10 protein-coding genes and 1 pseudogene are annotated in these 13,612 nt (G+C 61.1%); 3 read left to right on the forward strand and 8 right to left on the reverse strand.

Features of this window, described 5'->3' with window-relative positions:
• Nucleotides 1-127: pseudogene (locus tag CKW40_RS36060) on the forward strand (IS5/IS1182 family transposase); the annotation flags it as partial.
• A 197-nt stretch (nucleotides 128-324) separates the two neighbouring features.
• On the opposite strand, the gene CKW40_RS45800 reads toward CKW40_RS36060, so the two are convergent.
• A complete protein-coding gene (locus tag CKW40_RS45800; protein WP_369333062.1) occupies nucleotides 325-684 on the reverse strand; it encodes a DUF6634 family protein in 360 nt (119 codons plus the stop codon).
• A 248-nt stretch (nucleotides 685-932) separates the two neighbouring features.
• On the opposite strand from CKW40_RS45800, the gene CKW40_RS36065 reads away from it, so the two are divergent.
• Complete coding sequence (locus CKW40_RS36065; protein ID WP_095204466.1) at nucleotides 933-1,226, forward strand: helix-turn-helix domain-containing protein; 294 nt, start codon at nucleotides 933-935, stop codon at nucleotides 1,224-1,226.
• A gap of 139 nt (nucleotides 1,227-1,365) precedes the next feature.
• Here the strand turns inward: CKW40_RS36065 and CKW40_RS36070 are convergent, their stop codons facing one another.
• The 6 genes from CKW40_RS36070 to CKW40_RS36095 form a co-directional block, all read right to left on the reverse strand.
• Nucleotides 1,366-3,723, reverse strand: coding sequence for a hypothetical protein (locus CKW40_RS36070; protein ID WP_244571423.1), 2,358 nt, complete (start codon nucleotides 3,721-3,723; stop codon nucleotides 1,366-1,368).
• Nucleotides 3,724-4,104: 381 nt separating this feature from the next.
• Nucleotides 4,105-7,878, reverse strand: a complete 3,774-nt coding sequence (locus tag CKW40_RS36075; RefSeq protein WP_095204468.1) for a vitamin B12-dependent ribonucleotide reductase — start codon at nucleotides 7,876-7,878, stop codon at nucleotides 4,105-4,107.
• Between the two features lie 673 nt (nucleotides 7,879-8,551).
• The gene (locus CKW40_RS36080) at nucleotides 8,552-8,863 is read right to left on the reverse strand and encodes a PilZ domain-containing protein (RefSeq protein WP_095204469.1); all 312 of its coding nucleotides are present in this window, start codon (nucleotides 8,861-8,863) and stop codon (nucleotides 8,552-8,554) included.
• Between the two features lie 114 nt (nucleotides 8,864-8,977).
• A complete protein-coding gene (locus CKW40_RS36085) occupies nucleotides 8,978-9,466 on the reverse strand; it encodes an NUDIX hydrolase (protein WP_095204470.1) in 489 nt (162 codons plus the stop codon).
• Nucleotides 9,467-9,677: 211 nt separating this feature from the next.
• On the reverse strand, nucleotides 9,678-10,178 hold the full coding sequence (gene gpt, locus CKW40_RS36090; RefSeq protein ID WP_095204471.1) for a xanthine phosphoribosyltransferase: 501 nt from the start codon (nucleotides 10,176-10,178) through the stop codon (nucleotides 9,678-9,680).
• Nucleotides 10,179-10,279: 101 nt separating this feature from the next.
• Nucleotides 10,280-11,686 (reverse strand): pyridoxal phosphate-dependent decarboxylase family protein, encoded by a 1,407-nt coding sequence (locus CKW40_RS36095; protein WP_095204472.1) that lies wholly within the window; start codon nucleotides 11,684-11,686, stop codon nucleotides 10,280-10,282.
• 173 nt (nucleotides 11,687-11,859) lie between these two features.
• Here CKW40_RS36095 and CKW40_RS36100 point away from each other — a divergent pair, with 173 nt between their 5' ends.
• Nucleotides 11,860-12,780, forward strand: a complete 921-nt coding sequence (locus CKW40_RS36100) for a LysR family transcriptional regulator (RefSeq protein WP_143748442.1) — start codon at nucleotides 11,860-11,862, stop codon at nucleotides 12,778-12,780.
• On the opposite strand, the gene CKW40_RS36105 is transcribed toward CKW40_RS36100, so the two are convergent.
• Nucleotides 12,777-13,610: a universal stress protein gene (locus CKW40_RS36105; protein WP_095204474.1), complete on the reverse strand. Its 834-nt coding sequence runs from the start codon at nucleotides 13,608-13,610 to the stop codon at nucleotides 12,777-12,779. The genes CKW40_RS36100 and CKW40_RS36105 overlap by 4 nt on opposite strands.
• Nucleotides 13,611-13,612 lie beyond the last annotated feature (2 nt).

Here is a 13,612-nt window from a genome sequence, read left to right on the forward strand (position 1 = left end):
CTTCAATAAGGCCAAGCAGTTCCGCCGTATTGCCACCCGCTACGACAAGCTGGCTGAGAACTATCTTGCCGCCCTCAAGCTCGTTACAATCCGCATCTGGCTACGCGGTAATGAGTCTACGTCCTAGGATGCCACCGTGTTGCTGTGTCATTGCTTGCAGGCTCTTCCACGAGCTGGCTGCTCTTGAAGAGTCTTGGACTGCGGCATCGGGGGAATCCAAGGACTCCTGCTCGCGCCTGGCCTTGCGCTCTCGAGGCAAAGCGATGGGGGCGGCCGTGGGAAGAAATGAGGAGGACGGTGAGCCTCGTCTGAGAGTCGCCCATATCATGAGTCCTTCGGTGCATGGCAGGCTGGCTGCCCGAGTCGGAACCATCTGGACAGCGATCGAGCCAAACCGAGTTCCGTCGAGAAAAGCCAGAGATCCGAGGTCACGATCGGTCGTCGAGAGCCAGGGAGTAACGGGTGTCCTGTCGCGAAACCCTCGAGACACGGCATCGGGCGGACAACAAGCCTCCAGTCATCGATGAGTGGAGCACTGGCCATTGCACGGCTGTTGTAAATCCGACGACAATCAAAAGGGGACGAGACTACCCACAGATCGGCGACCAAGGCCTCTAGTCGGTCGATGTCTCGAGTGATGGCGTCGTAGTCGACGTCGCCTTTCGCACTTCCAAAACGGTGCATGACGGTTTCCTTATCTTAGCACGCCTACGTCCCTGTACCCTGACTGAGCTTCCCCCGGACACGACATCATCCATTCGGCCAACGCGTGATTCGAATCCTAGCGGGTCTCATTCCGATGTAACGACAAGGGTCATACCATTCTCGCGAGTGATTCGCGAGTCCTTACGGTAAAGTCGCTCGATATTGCGATTAATTCGCAAATTGTTGACAACCTAGCGCTCAAGGCAGCGGTCTCATAAAAATACGGGATGAATTTTCCGATCCAGCCGATCCCCATTCCCGCCTTGCGGGCGGCACGTGCTGCTCTCGGGCTTAAGCAGCACGAGTTGGCCAAGCTCGCAGGTGTCAGTCCCCGCACCATCTTCAAAATAGAGAAGGAGGGCGATGCCAGGATGGAGTCGGTTTTCCGGGTACAGCAGGCATTCGAGAAGCTCGGCGTGAACTTTTCGTGGAACAAGCGAACGCACAGAATGTCGATTGAGTTGCCGGCCGCTTTAGTGGGGTGGTCTCCATCTGGAGAAGACACGAAAGTTTCTAAATGATTTCGTGCCCAGAATGCGAAGACGGGGTTGAGGAGTATTGCGTTGGCGCAGTAGATTCGTCGACACGCTGACGGCCATTCTCACCATTGCCGTAACCTGGACGCGCCTCTCTCTCCATCGGGAAATGCAAGAGATGCGACTAGGCCACTGCTTCCCAGACTTGATTGAGAATCCGTGCCGCCAGCGCCGCCTTGTCCTGCGGCAGAAATCGACCGTAGTGCTTGGCGACCATTTCCGGAGTGTCTTGGATCGCGTAGCTCGCTTGCTCGTACGAGCCGGTCTTCTTGAGGATGTGGGTCGCAAGCACATCACGAATGTTGTGCGGGCCGTGAGGCAGAAGACCCTTGACGACGCCGCGTCCGGTGTAGGGATTGTAGATGCCATAGCGCTGGATGATTAGCCGCCATGCCTCAAAGAACGTGTTCTGGTCGTAGGCTGCCGATATGCTGGTGACCTTTACAGTCTTGACGAAGAAGGTTCCCGGATCGGGGGTACTCCTGAGAAGTCGGGCACGGTGGCGTTCGACGTAGGCGTCGATGTATAGGTAGAGGTTGCCGATGTTCGGCAGAATGAGCCGAAACGGCTTGTCGCCGAAGTAGGAAGAGTTCGCGTTCTTGAATGCAATGGAGGGTATGAACACCTCCCAGCCATGATCTCGTTCGCTCCAGCGTAGTTCCCCGACCTTCATGTCAGCCAGTTGTCGTTCGGACGTTGGCAGTTTCCCCTTCGGACAAACGAGCATCTGTCTGAGATTCTTCTGCCTCAAGCCGGTATGGAGTCCAAACCGAATGAGGAGGAATGAGCGCACTGCCTCTGCAGCGGCCGAGGGATAGCTCTGTTCATCCGGCATCGTGCTGATGATCTCGTCGGCAATCTTCCGGTATTCGCCGACTGGGCTGTCCGCTTCGAGGATCGGCATGATCGGTTCGAACGGATCGCGGTGGACCTTGGCCACTCGCTGGATTTCCTTCACGCGACCGGTGCAATGCTTATGGCAGATGTCGCAGGTTTCGTTCCAGTTCGCACGGGCCGCGACGATCTGCTCCTCGGTGACAAGGCCGCGAATAGGGTCAAGGTGCTCACTGAGCTCTGGGTGCTGCCTGAGCCAGCCTGTCTCAACGCGCGTCAACGCCAAAGCAATTCGCAGCATATCGACTTCCCACGCGGTATAGAAGCCGCGACGCCGCTCACGCCATCGCAGGTACCAATCCCACACCGACGGAAACACCAGCATGGCAAAGGTGAGTGACGTGCCTGGTACTCCCACACCTCTGATTGCGCTCTTCGGTGGAGCTGCCAGTGCACCGAACAGGAGTCCGAAGTGCTCGATCTTCTGGGCGGCGGTTTCTTCTCCCCAAACCCCAACGCGCTGGTATCCGAAGGCGGTCAGGGTAGCGGTTTTGAAGTCGAGAAGCTGGGCCATCTCTTTCCAAAGCCGCTTCGGAGAATCGATGGCTGTGTTGGTCGCGTCGATGAAGTCGTCTTCCTCCACGTCAACGACATAGTCCAACTGGTGCGCGGTACCTCGGAAGCTTGGCCCATCGAGAATGCCGGGAAAGCGAACGGCATAGCGATTTCGAAGCGCCAATGCCTGGAAACGGCGGTAGTCCGTCCCACCGGATACTATCACGCGCTGGACCCATTCCAAGATTTCCTCACGTTCCCTGGGAGAGCGGCGGTCGAAGTCGTCGGGCAGATGCCATGCAAGGCGGCGGCGTTGCGAAGGCGTTGTGTCGGAGGGTCGATGACCGGTGGCGGCACGTGCAGGGTGAGCTGATTTTGCCTTGAAGTAGCCTTCGGGCAGGCGATACCTTGTCTCTATCCGGCTGAGAATCTGGAAGCTTGAAACGGAGCGCGGGGCCTTTGTGCCTTGAAGCCAAGTGAGCAGGGTCCTGCGGTCGAAGTTCTCGTCAGCCCGCGCGATCGCTCGATACAGATGCCAACATGTATCACCATGGCGATCCATATGGAGCTTCAGCGCGTCCTTGAAGGCCTCAGGTTCCTCCCACATCGTCCAGAGCGGCTTCGGAAACTCGACGACCGGTTTCGGTTTCATTCCCCGCGTGCGTCGCGGTGCAGCGCCGGTAGAATAGGCGGCAGAAGCAGTTGGCTTGGGCGCGCGCCTATCATGTGTCTCAAGAGCCGCTAACGGTTTGGATTTCGTTTCGCCAGAAGCTAAACGGTGCCGTCGGGAGCTTGGGTTCGCTTTCTGATCACACCTGATATCACGCTTCGGCCTTTTCTTGCATTTCGTAGCCCTGGGCCCAACGAAGCGGGTTATGGCATCAATGCCAGGTCCGAGAATACCACTAGCACGCTCGAGCGCCTCCACAGCGATGCCGCATCCCTGCGCGATTTCCGACCAATCTGGTCGACCGTCAGATCTCGGAGGCAACCGGTGACTGGCAATAAGCGAATGAAAATATGCCCTAAGTCGTTCGAGTTCCCGCGGGGGGAATGCCTCGGCAACTCGTTGGCGGAGAAACTGATCGATCATGCGGGGAAACGATGCCCGCCCGGCACTGCTGGTCATTGCAATCTCTATTGGACACAACGACCCAGTGCCGCTGCCGGCCAACATCCCTAGCCGGCAATGACCTTGGCGTCACCGGCCAACATTACCGAAGTAGGTGCCCTGTGGAAAAGCTGGCCCCGAGATGTCGCTCTCAAGGCCCGGCCTGCGGCCAGGTCCAGGAGCGCTGCACCAACGGAATCCGCCAACCCATCTACGACATGCCACGCAGCCGCAGTCGGGGGCGGCTACGGCGCTATTGAATGGCGCGCCGCCCCCGACTGCTAACAGGCTGCATAATTTGCAGAGCTGGCCTGCGGCAGCAGCAAGCAAGCACGCCACATGCACACACGAGTAGCATTAGTATCAAGAGCACCCACTTGTACTTCCGCACGTATCGCACTTCTCACACGTCCCGTTCCGCACCATGGTGAAATTCTGGCACTCGGAGCAGGAATTGCCGGTGTAGCCTTGCAGCAGTGACTTGGCGCGGCGGTCGGCGGCGAGTTTCTTCGCTTCGGCCGCCTCATTGGCTGCGGCGTCGGTGAACAGCGCCGCCGTGGTGTCGGAAGCAGAGCCGGCCACTTCCTCGAAGGCGATGTCCTCGGCCAATTCCTTGGCCCGCTCCTCATAGTCGCGCTTGTAGGCGATCGCCTCGTCGCTGGACGGCTTCAGCGCCAGCACGTTGGAGCCGGAGAAGGCGGTCGGCGCCGAGCGGGCAGGGGTGCCGGCGCCGGCAAAGCCCTTCGGCTCGTTGCCAATTGCCCTCGACACCAGCTTCACCGGCGAACCACGGGTCAGGCCCTTGGAGACGGCGTCGGTCTTGCCTTCGCTGATGCCGCGGCCGAGCGCGGTGTTGGAGAAGTCCGACTGGTCGACATGCGCGAGGTCGTTGCGGCCGAGATAGGAGATGGCGAGTTCGCGGAACACGTAGTCGAGGATCGACGTCGCGCTCTTGATGGCGTCATTGCCGATCACCATGCCGGCCGGCTCGAACTTGGTGAAGGTGAAGGCATGCACATATTCGTCGAGCGGCACGCCGTACTGCAGGCCGAGCGAAATCGCGATGGCGAAGTTGTTGAGAAGACCACGCAGGGTGGCGCCTTCCTTGTTCATGTCGATGAAGATCTCGCCGAGGCGGCCATCATCATATTCGCCGGTGCGCAGGAAGATGGTGTTGCCACCGATCTTGGCCTTCTGGGTATAACCCTTGCGGCGGCCGGGCAGCTTTTCCTGCTCGCGCGACACGCGTTCGATGATGCGCTCGACGATCCGCTCGGTGATCTGCGCCGCGCGCGCTGCCGCCGGGGCCGCGATCAGCTGTTCGACCGCATCGTCCTCGTCCTCCTCGCCGTCGGCGAGCAGCGAGGCATTCAGCGGCTGCGACAGTTTTGAGCCATCGCGGTAAAGCGCGTTGGCCTTCAGCGCCAGCTTCCACGACAGCATGTAGGCGCCCTTGGCGTCTTCCACCGTCGCATCGTTGGGCATGTTGATGGTCTTGGAAATCGCGCCCGAGATGAAGGGCTGTGCCGCCGCCATCATCTGGATGTGGCTGTTGATCGAAAGCGAACGCTTGCCGATCTTGCCGCAGGGGCTGGCGCAATCGAACACGGCGAGATGTTCGGCCTTGAGGAAGGGCGCGCCTTCCAGCGTCATCGCACCGCAGACATGGATGTTGGCGGCCTCGATGTCCTTCCTGGAGAAGCCCATCGCCGGCAGCATCTCGAACGAGAAGTCGTTGAGCTGCTCGTCGGTGAAGCCGAAGGTTTCCTTCACCCAGTCGGCGCCGAGCGTCCACTGGTTGAAGACGAACTTGATGTCGAAGGCCGACTTCAGCGCCGCATTGAGCGCCGCGATCTTGTCGTCGCTGAAACCCTTGGCCTTGAGCGAGCCGGGATTGATGCCGGGCGCCTGGTTGAGGTTGCCGTGGCCGACGGCGTAAGCCTCGATCTCGGCGAGCTGGCTCTCGGAATAGCCGAGCGTGCGCAGCGCCTCCGGCACGGCGCGGTTGATGATCTTGAAGTAGCCACCGCCGGCGAGCTTCTTGAACTTCACCAGCGCGAAGTCGGGCTCGATGCCGGTGGTGTCGCAATCCATGACCAGGCCGATCGTGCCGGTCGGCGCGATCACGGTTGCCTGCGCATTGCGGTAGCCATGCTCCTCGCCAAGCTCGATGGCGCGGTCCCAGGCGGCTTTCGCATGTTCGGCAAGCGCCTGCTGCTTGAGGTCGGAGGCGACCAGCGGCACCGGGTTGACGGCGAGCTTCTCGTAGCCGTCCTTGTCGCCATAGGCGGCGCGGCGATGGTTGCGCATGACGCGCAGCATGTTCTGGGCGTTGCGGTCATAGTCCGGGAAGGCGCCGAGCTCGGAGGCCATTTCCGCCGAGGTGGCGTAGGCGACGCCGGTCATGATCGCGGTGAGTGCTGCGCAGATGGCGCGGCCCTCGTCGGAGTCATAGGGAATGCCCGAGGTCATCAGCAGGCCGCCAATATTGGCGTAGCCGAGGCCGAGCGTGCGGTATTCGTAGGAGAGCTTGGCGATCTCCTTCGACGGGAACTGCGCCATCATCACAGAGATTTCGAGGACGATGGTCCACAGCCGCACCGTATGCTCGTAAGCCGCGATATCGATCGTGCCGTCGGCATTGCGGTAGGGCAGCAGGTTGATCGAGGCGAGGTTGCAGGCCGTGTCGTCGAGGAACATGTATTCCGAGCACGGATTGGAGGCCCGGATCGCACCGGCCGAAGCGCAGGTGTGCCAGTCGTTCATCGTCGTGTTGAAATGCAGGCCCGGATCAGCCGACGCCCAGGCGGCGTAGCCGATCTTTTCCCAGAGATCCCTGGCCTTCAGCGTCTTCAGCACCTTGCCGTCCTTGCGGGCGGTCAGGTGCCAGTCGGCGTCGTCCTCGACGGCGCGCAGGAAATTGTCCTTCAGCGACACCGAATTGTTGGAGTTCTGGCCCGAAACGGTCAGGTAGGCATCCGAATCCCAGTCGGTGTCGTAGGTCTTGAACGACATCGAGGTGTAGCCCTGCTTGGCGAACTGGATGACGCGGTAGATGTAGTTCTCCGGCACGGCCGACTTTTTGGCCGCCTTGATCTCGCGCTTCAGCGCCGTGTTGATGGCCGGATCGAAGCAATCGTCGTCATGGCCTTCGCAGTTGACGCAGGCCTTCATGATGGCTTCGAGATGCTTCTTGACGATCTTGGAGCCGGTCACCAGCGAGGCGACCTTCTGCTCTTCATTGACCTTCCAGTCGATGAATTCCTCGATATCGGGATGGTCGGCGTCGACGATGACCATTTTCGCCGCACGGCGCGTCGTGCCGCCCGACTTGATGGCGCCGGCGGCGCGATCGCCGATCTTGAGGAAGCTCATCAGGCCGGACGAACGGCCGCCGCCCGACAGCTTTTCGCCTTCGCCGCGCAGCAGCGAGAAGTTCGAGCCTGTGCCGGAGCCATATTTGAACAGGCGGGCTTCACGCACCCACAGATCCATGATGCCGCCCTCGTTGACGAGGTCGTCCTGCACGCCCTGGATGAAGCAGGCATGCGGCTGCGGGTGCTCGTAGGAGGATTTCGACTTGGTCAGCTTGCCGGTGAAGGGGTCGACATAGAAGTGGCCCTGGCTCGGACCGTCAATGCCGTATGCCCAGTGCAACCCAGTGTTGAACCATTGCGGCGAATTGGGCGCGACGCGCTGCGTGGCCAGCATATAGGCGAGCTCGTCGCGGAAGGTGCGCGCGTCTTCCTCCGACTTGAAGTAGCCGCCCTTGTAGCCCCAATAGGTCCAGGTGCCGGCGAGGCGGTCAAAGACCTGACGGGCGTCGATCTCGGAGCCATAGCGCTCGGCTTCCGGCAGCTTGGCCAGTTCGGCTTCGTCGGCGACGGAGCGCCACAGGAAGGAGGGGACGTCGTTCTCCTCGACCTTCTTCAGCCGCGCAGGGACGCCGGCCTTGCGGAAATACTTCTGCGCCAGGATGTCGGCGGCGACCTGGCTGAACTGTGCCGGCACATCGATGTTGTCGAGACGGAACACCACCGAGCCATCCGGATTCTTGATCTCGGAAAGTGCCTTGCGGAATTCGATCTCCGCATAAGCAGATTGGCCTGGCTTGGTGAAGCGACGCTCGATGCGCATTGGTCCGGTCCCTTTTGTCTATATATAGCGCTTTCGTCAGGGGATTTCTGCCCCCCAGGGCGAAAAGCGCAGCCCGCCGTTTGCCGGCGTTCGAAAACGCCGGCTCTCCATTTCGCGGGTCCCGCCGGCCTCTGCTGGTCGAGCTCCTTGCGAAGCTTCAGTCCAGCGCGCCGACGAACCCCGCGGGTCCCTCAAATCTGAATTTTTTCCGAGTCCCTCACTCGAGGGAAATTCACACTATCTAGCGTCGAACCTACCTGCAAACACTAAATATAGTATTAACAGACAATTTATTCCAGTCCGACAATTCTCCCTTTCGTCGCCCCACCGCCCCACAATCCCAACGCTTCCGCCGGCCTCGTAAACAGGCGGAAATGCGGGAAAAAACGCACATAATCCGGGAAAAAGACCGGGCTCAGAACTTTCCGGTCGCACTCTCAACAGGAGCGCATGGCCTATAAAAGGCGACTCGTTTTGCGCCGTCAAGGATTCGTTTGCGTAGCTTTTGTGACCCCAACATCTTGTGTGTCACACATGTGGATAACGGGGATAGAAATGCGCCGCTGCGATTGCCAATTGCAGCAGCGGGTTTGCGCGCCGTTGACGTTCAGCAGGCGCCCGTCCGAGGTAATCTGGGTGGCAGCGAAAGCCTGTCAGGCCGATATGCCAGATATCAACCGTAGTGCAGCTTCGGCTTGGGCTCGGTGCCGGTGAACTGCACACCGACCCGATCGTTGCGGCGCCAGCGGACCTCGCAGCGATAGGCGACGCCGTCGAGCGGCACATAGAGAAGGAAACGATCGGGAACCCGCGCCTCGAGCGGAACTTTCAATTCGGCGCCACCCGCATGCTGGTTGCGCAGCGTAACGGCGACTTCCGAGTTCTGAATCCCGGTGATGACGGAACCGCCCTTGAGCACGCGTGGACGGTGCTCACGCTGCGGTTCGCCAGGATCTTGCCGAAGTGGGTCTACAGGATTTGCCATCGATCAAACGCCAGATTGGCCAATTTCTAGCGAAAAAAAATTAGCAAACCATTCACGCACCACGTCTCGGGGTTGTGAATCGGCAAGACGCCTACGGAGGAGACCGGTGGTGGCTCACGAGAATCTGCGTGGGTCGGCACAGAAATAGGCAATGATCTGGCAAAGGTCCGGTTCATTGACCATGCGCACCGCTTCGCTGGAACTGACCCATTTGCGGGTGCGGGAATGCTTTTCCTTCCAGCGGTCGGCGATCTTGTCGACATGCAGCGGAAACACCAGCACCTCGCAAGGCACTTCTTCGCCTGATGCCAGCACCTTGGCGTAGAAGTAACGGCCGGCTTCGAGATGGGAGACGCTTCCACGCAATCCGGCTTCCTCGCCAGCCTCACGTGCCGCCGCCTCGCAGAGCGGCTCCCTGGCCTCCGGCCAGCCCTTCGGCAACACCCAGCGGCCAGTATCACGGCTGGTGATCAGCATGATCTCGACGCCATTCCCGGTATCGCGCCAGGGCAGCGCGGCAACCTGCAGACGACACGGCGCGGTGCCGAAGAGCCGCCGGACCCTTTCAGCCAAATGGTTGTGCGTCGTTGGCCTTGTCAACATCGGAGAAGCTAGCCCCAGCCTCCAGAATCGTTTGCCGCCTCATGAATCTTACGGCTAATTGTGACCAATAAAAGTAAAAACTTTGATCAGGCTGGCCGATTTCCGCCAGCAAGGGTCGATTTCACAGGATAACGTGCCCCGCGGCCCCGCCCTCGGAAGCAAATATTGTCATTGGTGACGGCTTAACTGGAAAAAATCGACCTGTTGCGAATCAGCCGGCGTGGTCGTCGGCGATCGGCTTCTGATAGGTGAAGCCCATGTCCCAGGGGAAATAGATCCAGGTGTCCTGACTGACCTCGGTGACGAAAGTGTCAACCAGCGGGCGTCCTTTCGGCTTGGCGTAGACGGTGGCGAAATGCGCCTTGGGCATCATCGCGCGCACGATGCCGGCGGTCTTGCCGGTGTCGGTCAGGTCGTCGATGATCAGCACGCCGGCGCCGTCGTCGGCGAGCAGCGCGGGCGTGATTTCCTTCAGCACCTGCAACTGCCCCTGGCTGATGTAGTCGTGATAGGAGGCGACGCAGACCGTCTCGATGACACGGATGCCGAGCTCGCGCGCGATGATCGCCGCCGGAACCAGTCCGCCGCGGGTGATGCAGACGATCGCTCTCCATTGACCCTTGTTGGCGCCTGAAAGCCGCCAGGAAAGCGCGCGGGCGTCACGATGGAACTGGTCCCAGGAGACCGGGAAGGCTTTTTCGGGAAGGGACATTTTTCGCGCACTCCGCAGCACGCGAAGGCCGCGTGCAAGAAAACAGGGGAATGCGCGCGGAATTAACTGGAAAACCTTGGGCTTGGCAAGTGGCGGGACCTTCAGTCGACAGGCGTGGCTGCTTCCGACTTCAGCACGGAAGTCGCGGCCGCGATTGCCCGCTTGACGTCCTGGTCGCTGGTGCGCCAGTTGACCACGCTGACGCGCATGGCACGGCGGCTGCGCCATGTCGTGCCGGAGAAGAAGGCTTCGCCCGTGGCATTGATTCTTTGAATCGTCTCGTCGGTAAAGACATCGTTTTCGCCAGGTGATGCGCCTGGCCGAACGAAACGGAGCAGGCCCTGATTGAGCGTTGGCCTTGCCAGGATCTCGGCACCCGGCAGTTTACCTATCCCCTCGACGATGCTGGCGCAATGCGCACAGCAGCGATCCACCAGAGCCTCTACGCCGTTGCGGCCAAGTTCCTTGAGCGCGGCGTAGACGGGAACGCCGCGTGCCCGGCGAGAGTATTCCGGATTCCAGTCCAGTTGGTCCCGCGCGATTGTTACCGGCGCGACATAGGAGGCGTTCGATGTCATCGCAGTCCGATGCGCGTTGCGATCCGCGACGACAGCGATACCGCAGTCGAAGGGAACGTTCAGCCATTTGTGGCCGTCGGTCGCCCAGCTGTCAGCCGTTTCCACGCCGTCGAGCAGGTGGCGGTACGTTCGGCTCGCGCGTGCGAAGAGACCGAAGGCGCCGTCGATGTGAACCCAGGCACCGGCCGAATGTGCCATTGGGATCAAGTCCTTGAACGGGTCGCATGCGCCGATGTTCAAGTCGGCGGCATTGAGCACGAGTATGGTCGGCGTGGAGTTTTCGGAAAGCGCACCGTCGAGAACCGCAGGAGAGACTCGCCCGTCCCCGTCCGTTTTCAATTGTTCAATGGCATTGTGGCCGATCCCCAGAAAGCGCACCGCGCGGTCTATGGTGACGTGCCGCTGGTCACTCGTGAGGACTCTGATTTCAGGGGCTCCAAACAGCCCGTCCTCTTCCACACTCCAGCCGACGCGCTTGAGGAGCGCGGCTCGCGCAGCCGCAAGGCTCGTCATGTGCGCCATCTGGCAGCCGCTGGTGAAAGCAAAGGAGGCGTCCCGCGGCAGATCGAGCAGTTCCTTGATCCATTCGCCAGCTGTCTCTTCGATTACCGCGGATGCAGGACTGGCCGAATAGAGCGCTGCGTTCTGATCCCAGGTGGCAACGAGCCAGTCGGCCGCGAGTGCGGATTCCAGCCCACCGCCAATCACCCAGGCGAAGAAGCGTCCACCCGCGCTGCCATGCATGCCTGCATCGGCGTCTCGGACAAGTGCACGGATCACGTCCTGCGCACTGCTGCCATCGGGCGGCAATGGACCGGCGAAGCATTGCTTGAGGTCCGATAGGCCGGCCGTGGCGGCCACCGAACGATCGTCCAGTCCGTCGATCCATGCTCGTGCAGCGTGGTATGCAAGATTGAGCGCCGTATTCATTGAATGGACCTCTCCAAGCAATAGCGATGCACGGGCGCCGATAGCCGCCCACCTGTCCGTCGAGCCGGATCGGTCCGGTTGGATCACTCAGTTTGGCCGATGCTGATTGCTCCGAGAAACGAAAAGGATTTACATTCATCGTCAGCTAAATTGGCGAATTGGGGCTGCCACTCATGTCGAACAACGCACGGCCGGACGCGGGTGTTCTGTTAGCGCTGGACAATGTGCTCCTGCGTACTCTGATGGCAGTTGTCGACACCGGCAGCTTCGTCGGCGCTGCCCGAATAGTGCATCGCACGCCGTCGGCCGTCAGCATGCAAATGAAGCGACTCGAGGCGCAGATCGGACAGCAGGTCTTCGTGCATCAGGGGCGATCCATAGCGCTGACACCAGCAGGAGAAGCGCTTCTGACCTACGCGCGGCGCGTCCTTGGGATCGCTGAAGAAGCGGTGGCGCGGTTCAACCGCCTGTCGCAGGGGCGCGCAGTGCGACTGGGAATGACGGAAGAATATGCCGTTGCGTTCCTTCCCTCGGTTCTCGCCAGCTATGCGACCGCGTACCCCCTGGCGGAAATCAACGTGACCTGCCGCGTGAGCAGCTTGGTGTCGCGGATGCTGGATGAAGGCGAACTGGATGTTGCGCTCGTGACCGCCGGCGCGACAGGTCGAACTGGATCACCCGAGACGGCTATCCACAGAGACCGGCTTGTATGGACCGGCCTTGCGCATGGGAGTGCCCACTTGCGTCGTCCGCTGGCAGTCGCCGCAGGTCCGACGAGTTGCGTGTGGCGCAAGGTAGCCATCGACGCGCTCGACGCAGCCGGCATCTCTTATCACATCGTTTGTACAAGCGAGAACCTTACTGGTCAGCTCGCCCCGGTGCTGGCTGGGTTGGCGGTCGCGCCGCTGCCGATTGCGGCCTTGTCGGGCGAACTGGCGCCGTTCGGGCCGGAGCATGGTCTTCCATCCATCGGTTACTACGATGTCGCTTTGCGACGCAGCCCTCACGCGGCAGATGACCTGACGTCCGCCGTTATCGACCATGTCGGGGCGTACTTCGCCGCGCGCCAGAGATCCTCGAACCACGCAACCTAACGCGACAGGAAGGCCGCCACCTGTGCCGTGCGCAGCACCGTGCGCGTCACCCCGCCGAACAGCAGCTGGCGCAGCCAGGAATGGCTGTAGGCACCAAGCACCAGGAGATCGGCACCGCTCTCGGCGACCCGGTTCTGGATCATGTCATCGACCGAGGTGCCGCCCGATTGCTGCACCGAGACGCTGACATTGGCGCCGTGGCGCGACAGCGCCGATGCGATTTCGGCGCCGGCGGCCTCCGGGCTTTCCTCTAGCGTGTCGGGCGGATCGATGACCAATATGTCGGTTTTCTCGGCCTCGATGATGAAGGGCAGGGCGTCGAAGGCGGCGCGCGCGGCCTCCTTGCTGCCGTTCCAGGCTAGCAGTACCCGCTTGAAAGTGGTGACCAGCGGACCCGCGCTCGGCACCACCAGCACCGGGCGGCCGGCATCATAGACCAGCGTGTCGACATCGGCGCTCGGGTCGCCACCGGTCTCGCGCTGGGCGGCGATGATGAGATCGGCGGCGCGCACGCTGGAAATGCCGGTCAGCGCGCTGTCGCCGGAAAAGCTCTCCAGGCTGCGCCACTCGAAGGAGAGTCCGGAATCCTCGATGCGCCGGAGAAAGACGGCCTGCAGCTTGTCGGCCCGCTCCCGGTTCATGTCGGCCGACACCTGCAGGAACTCGGTGTCCGGGAAGCCGGTCGCCGATGTGTAGGGCACCGGAAGCGCCTCGGCATGGATGCCGATCAGATGGCTCTCGAAGCGGCCGGCGAGCGGAATGGCGCAGTCGAGCACGCGTTCGGCGTCCTGCTCGTTCTGCAGAATGGCAACGATGGTCTTGAAGCGCATGA

Origin of the sequence: Mesorhizobium carmichaelinearum, from assembly GCF_900199455.1 — a bacterium.
Classification (GTDB): Bacteria; Pseudomonadota; Alphaproteobacteria; order Rhizobiales; family Rhizobiaceae; genus Mesorhizobium; species Mesorhizobium carmichaelinearum.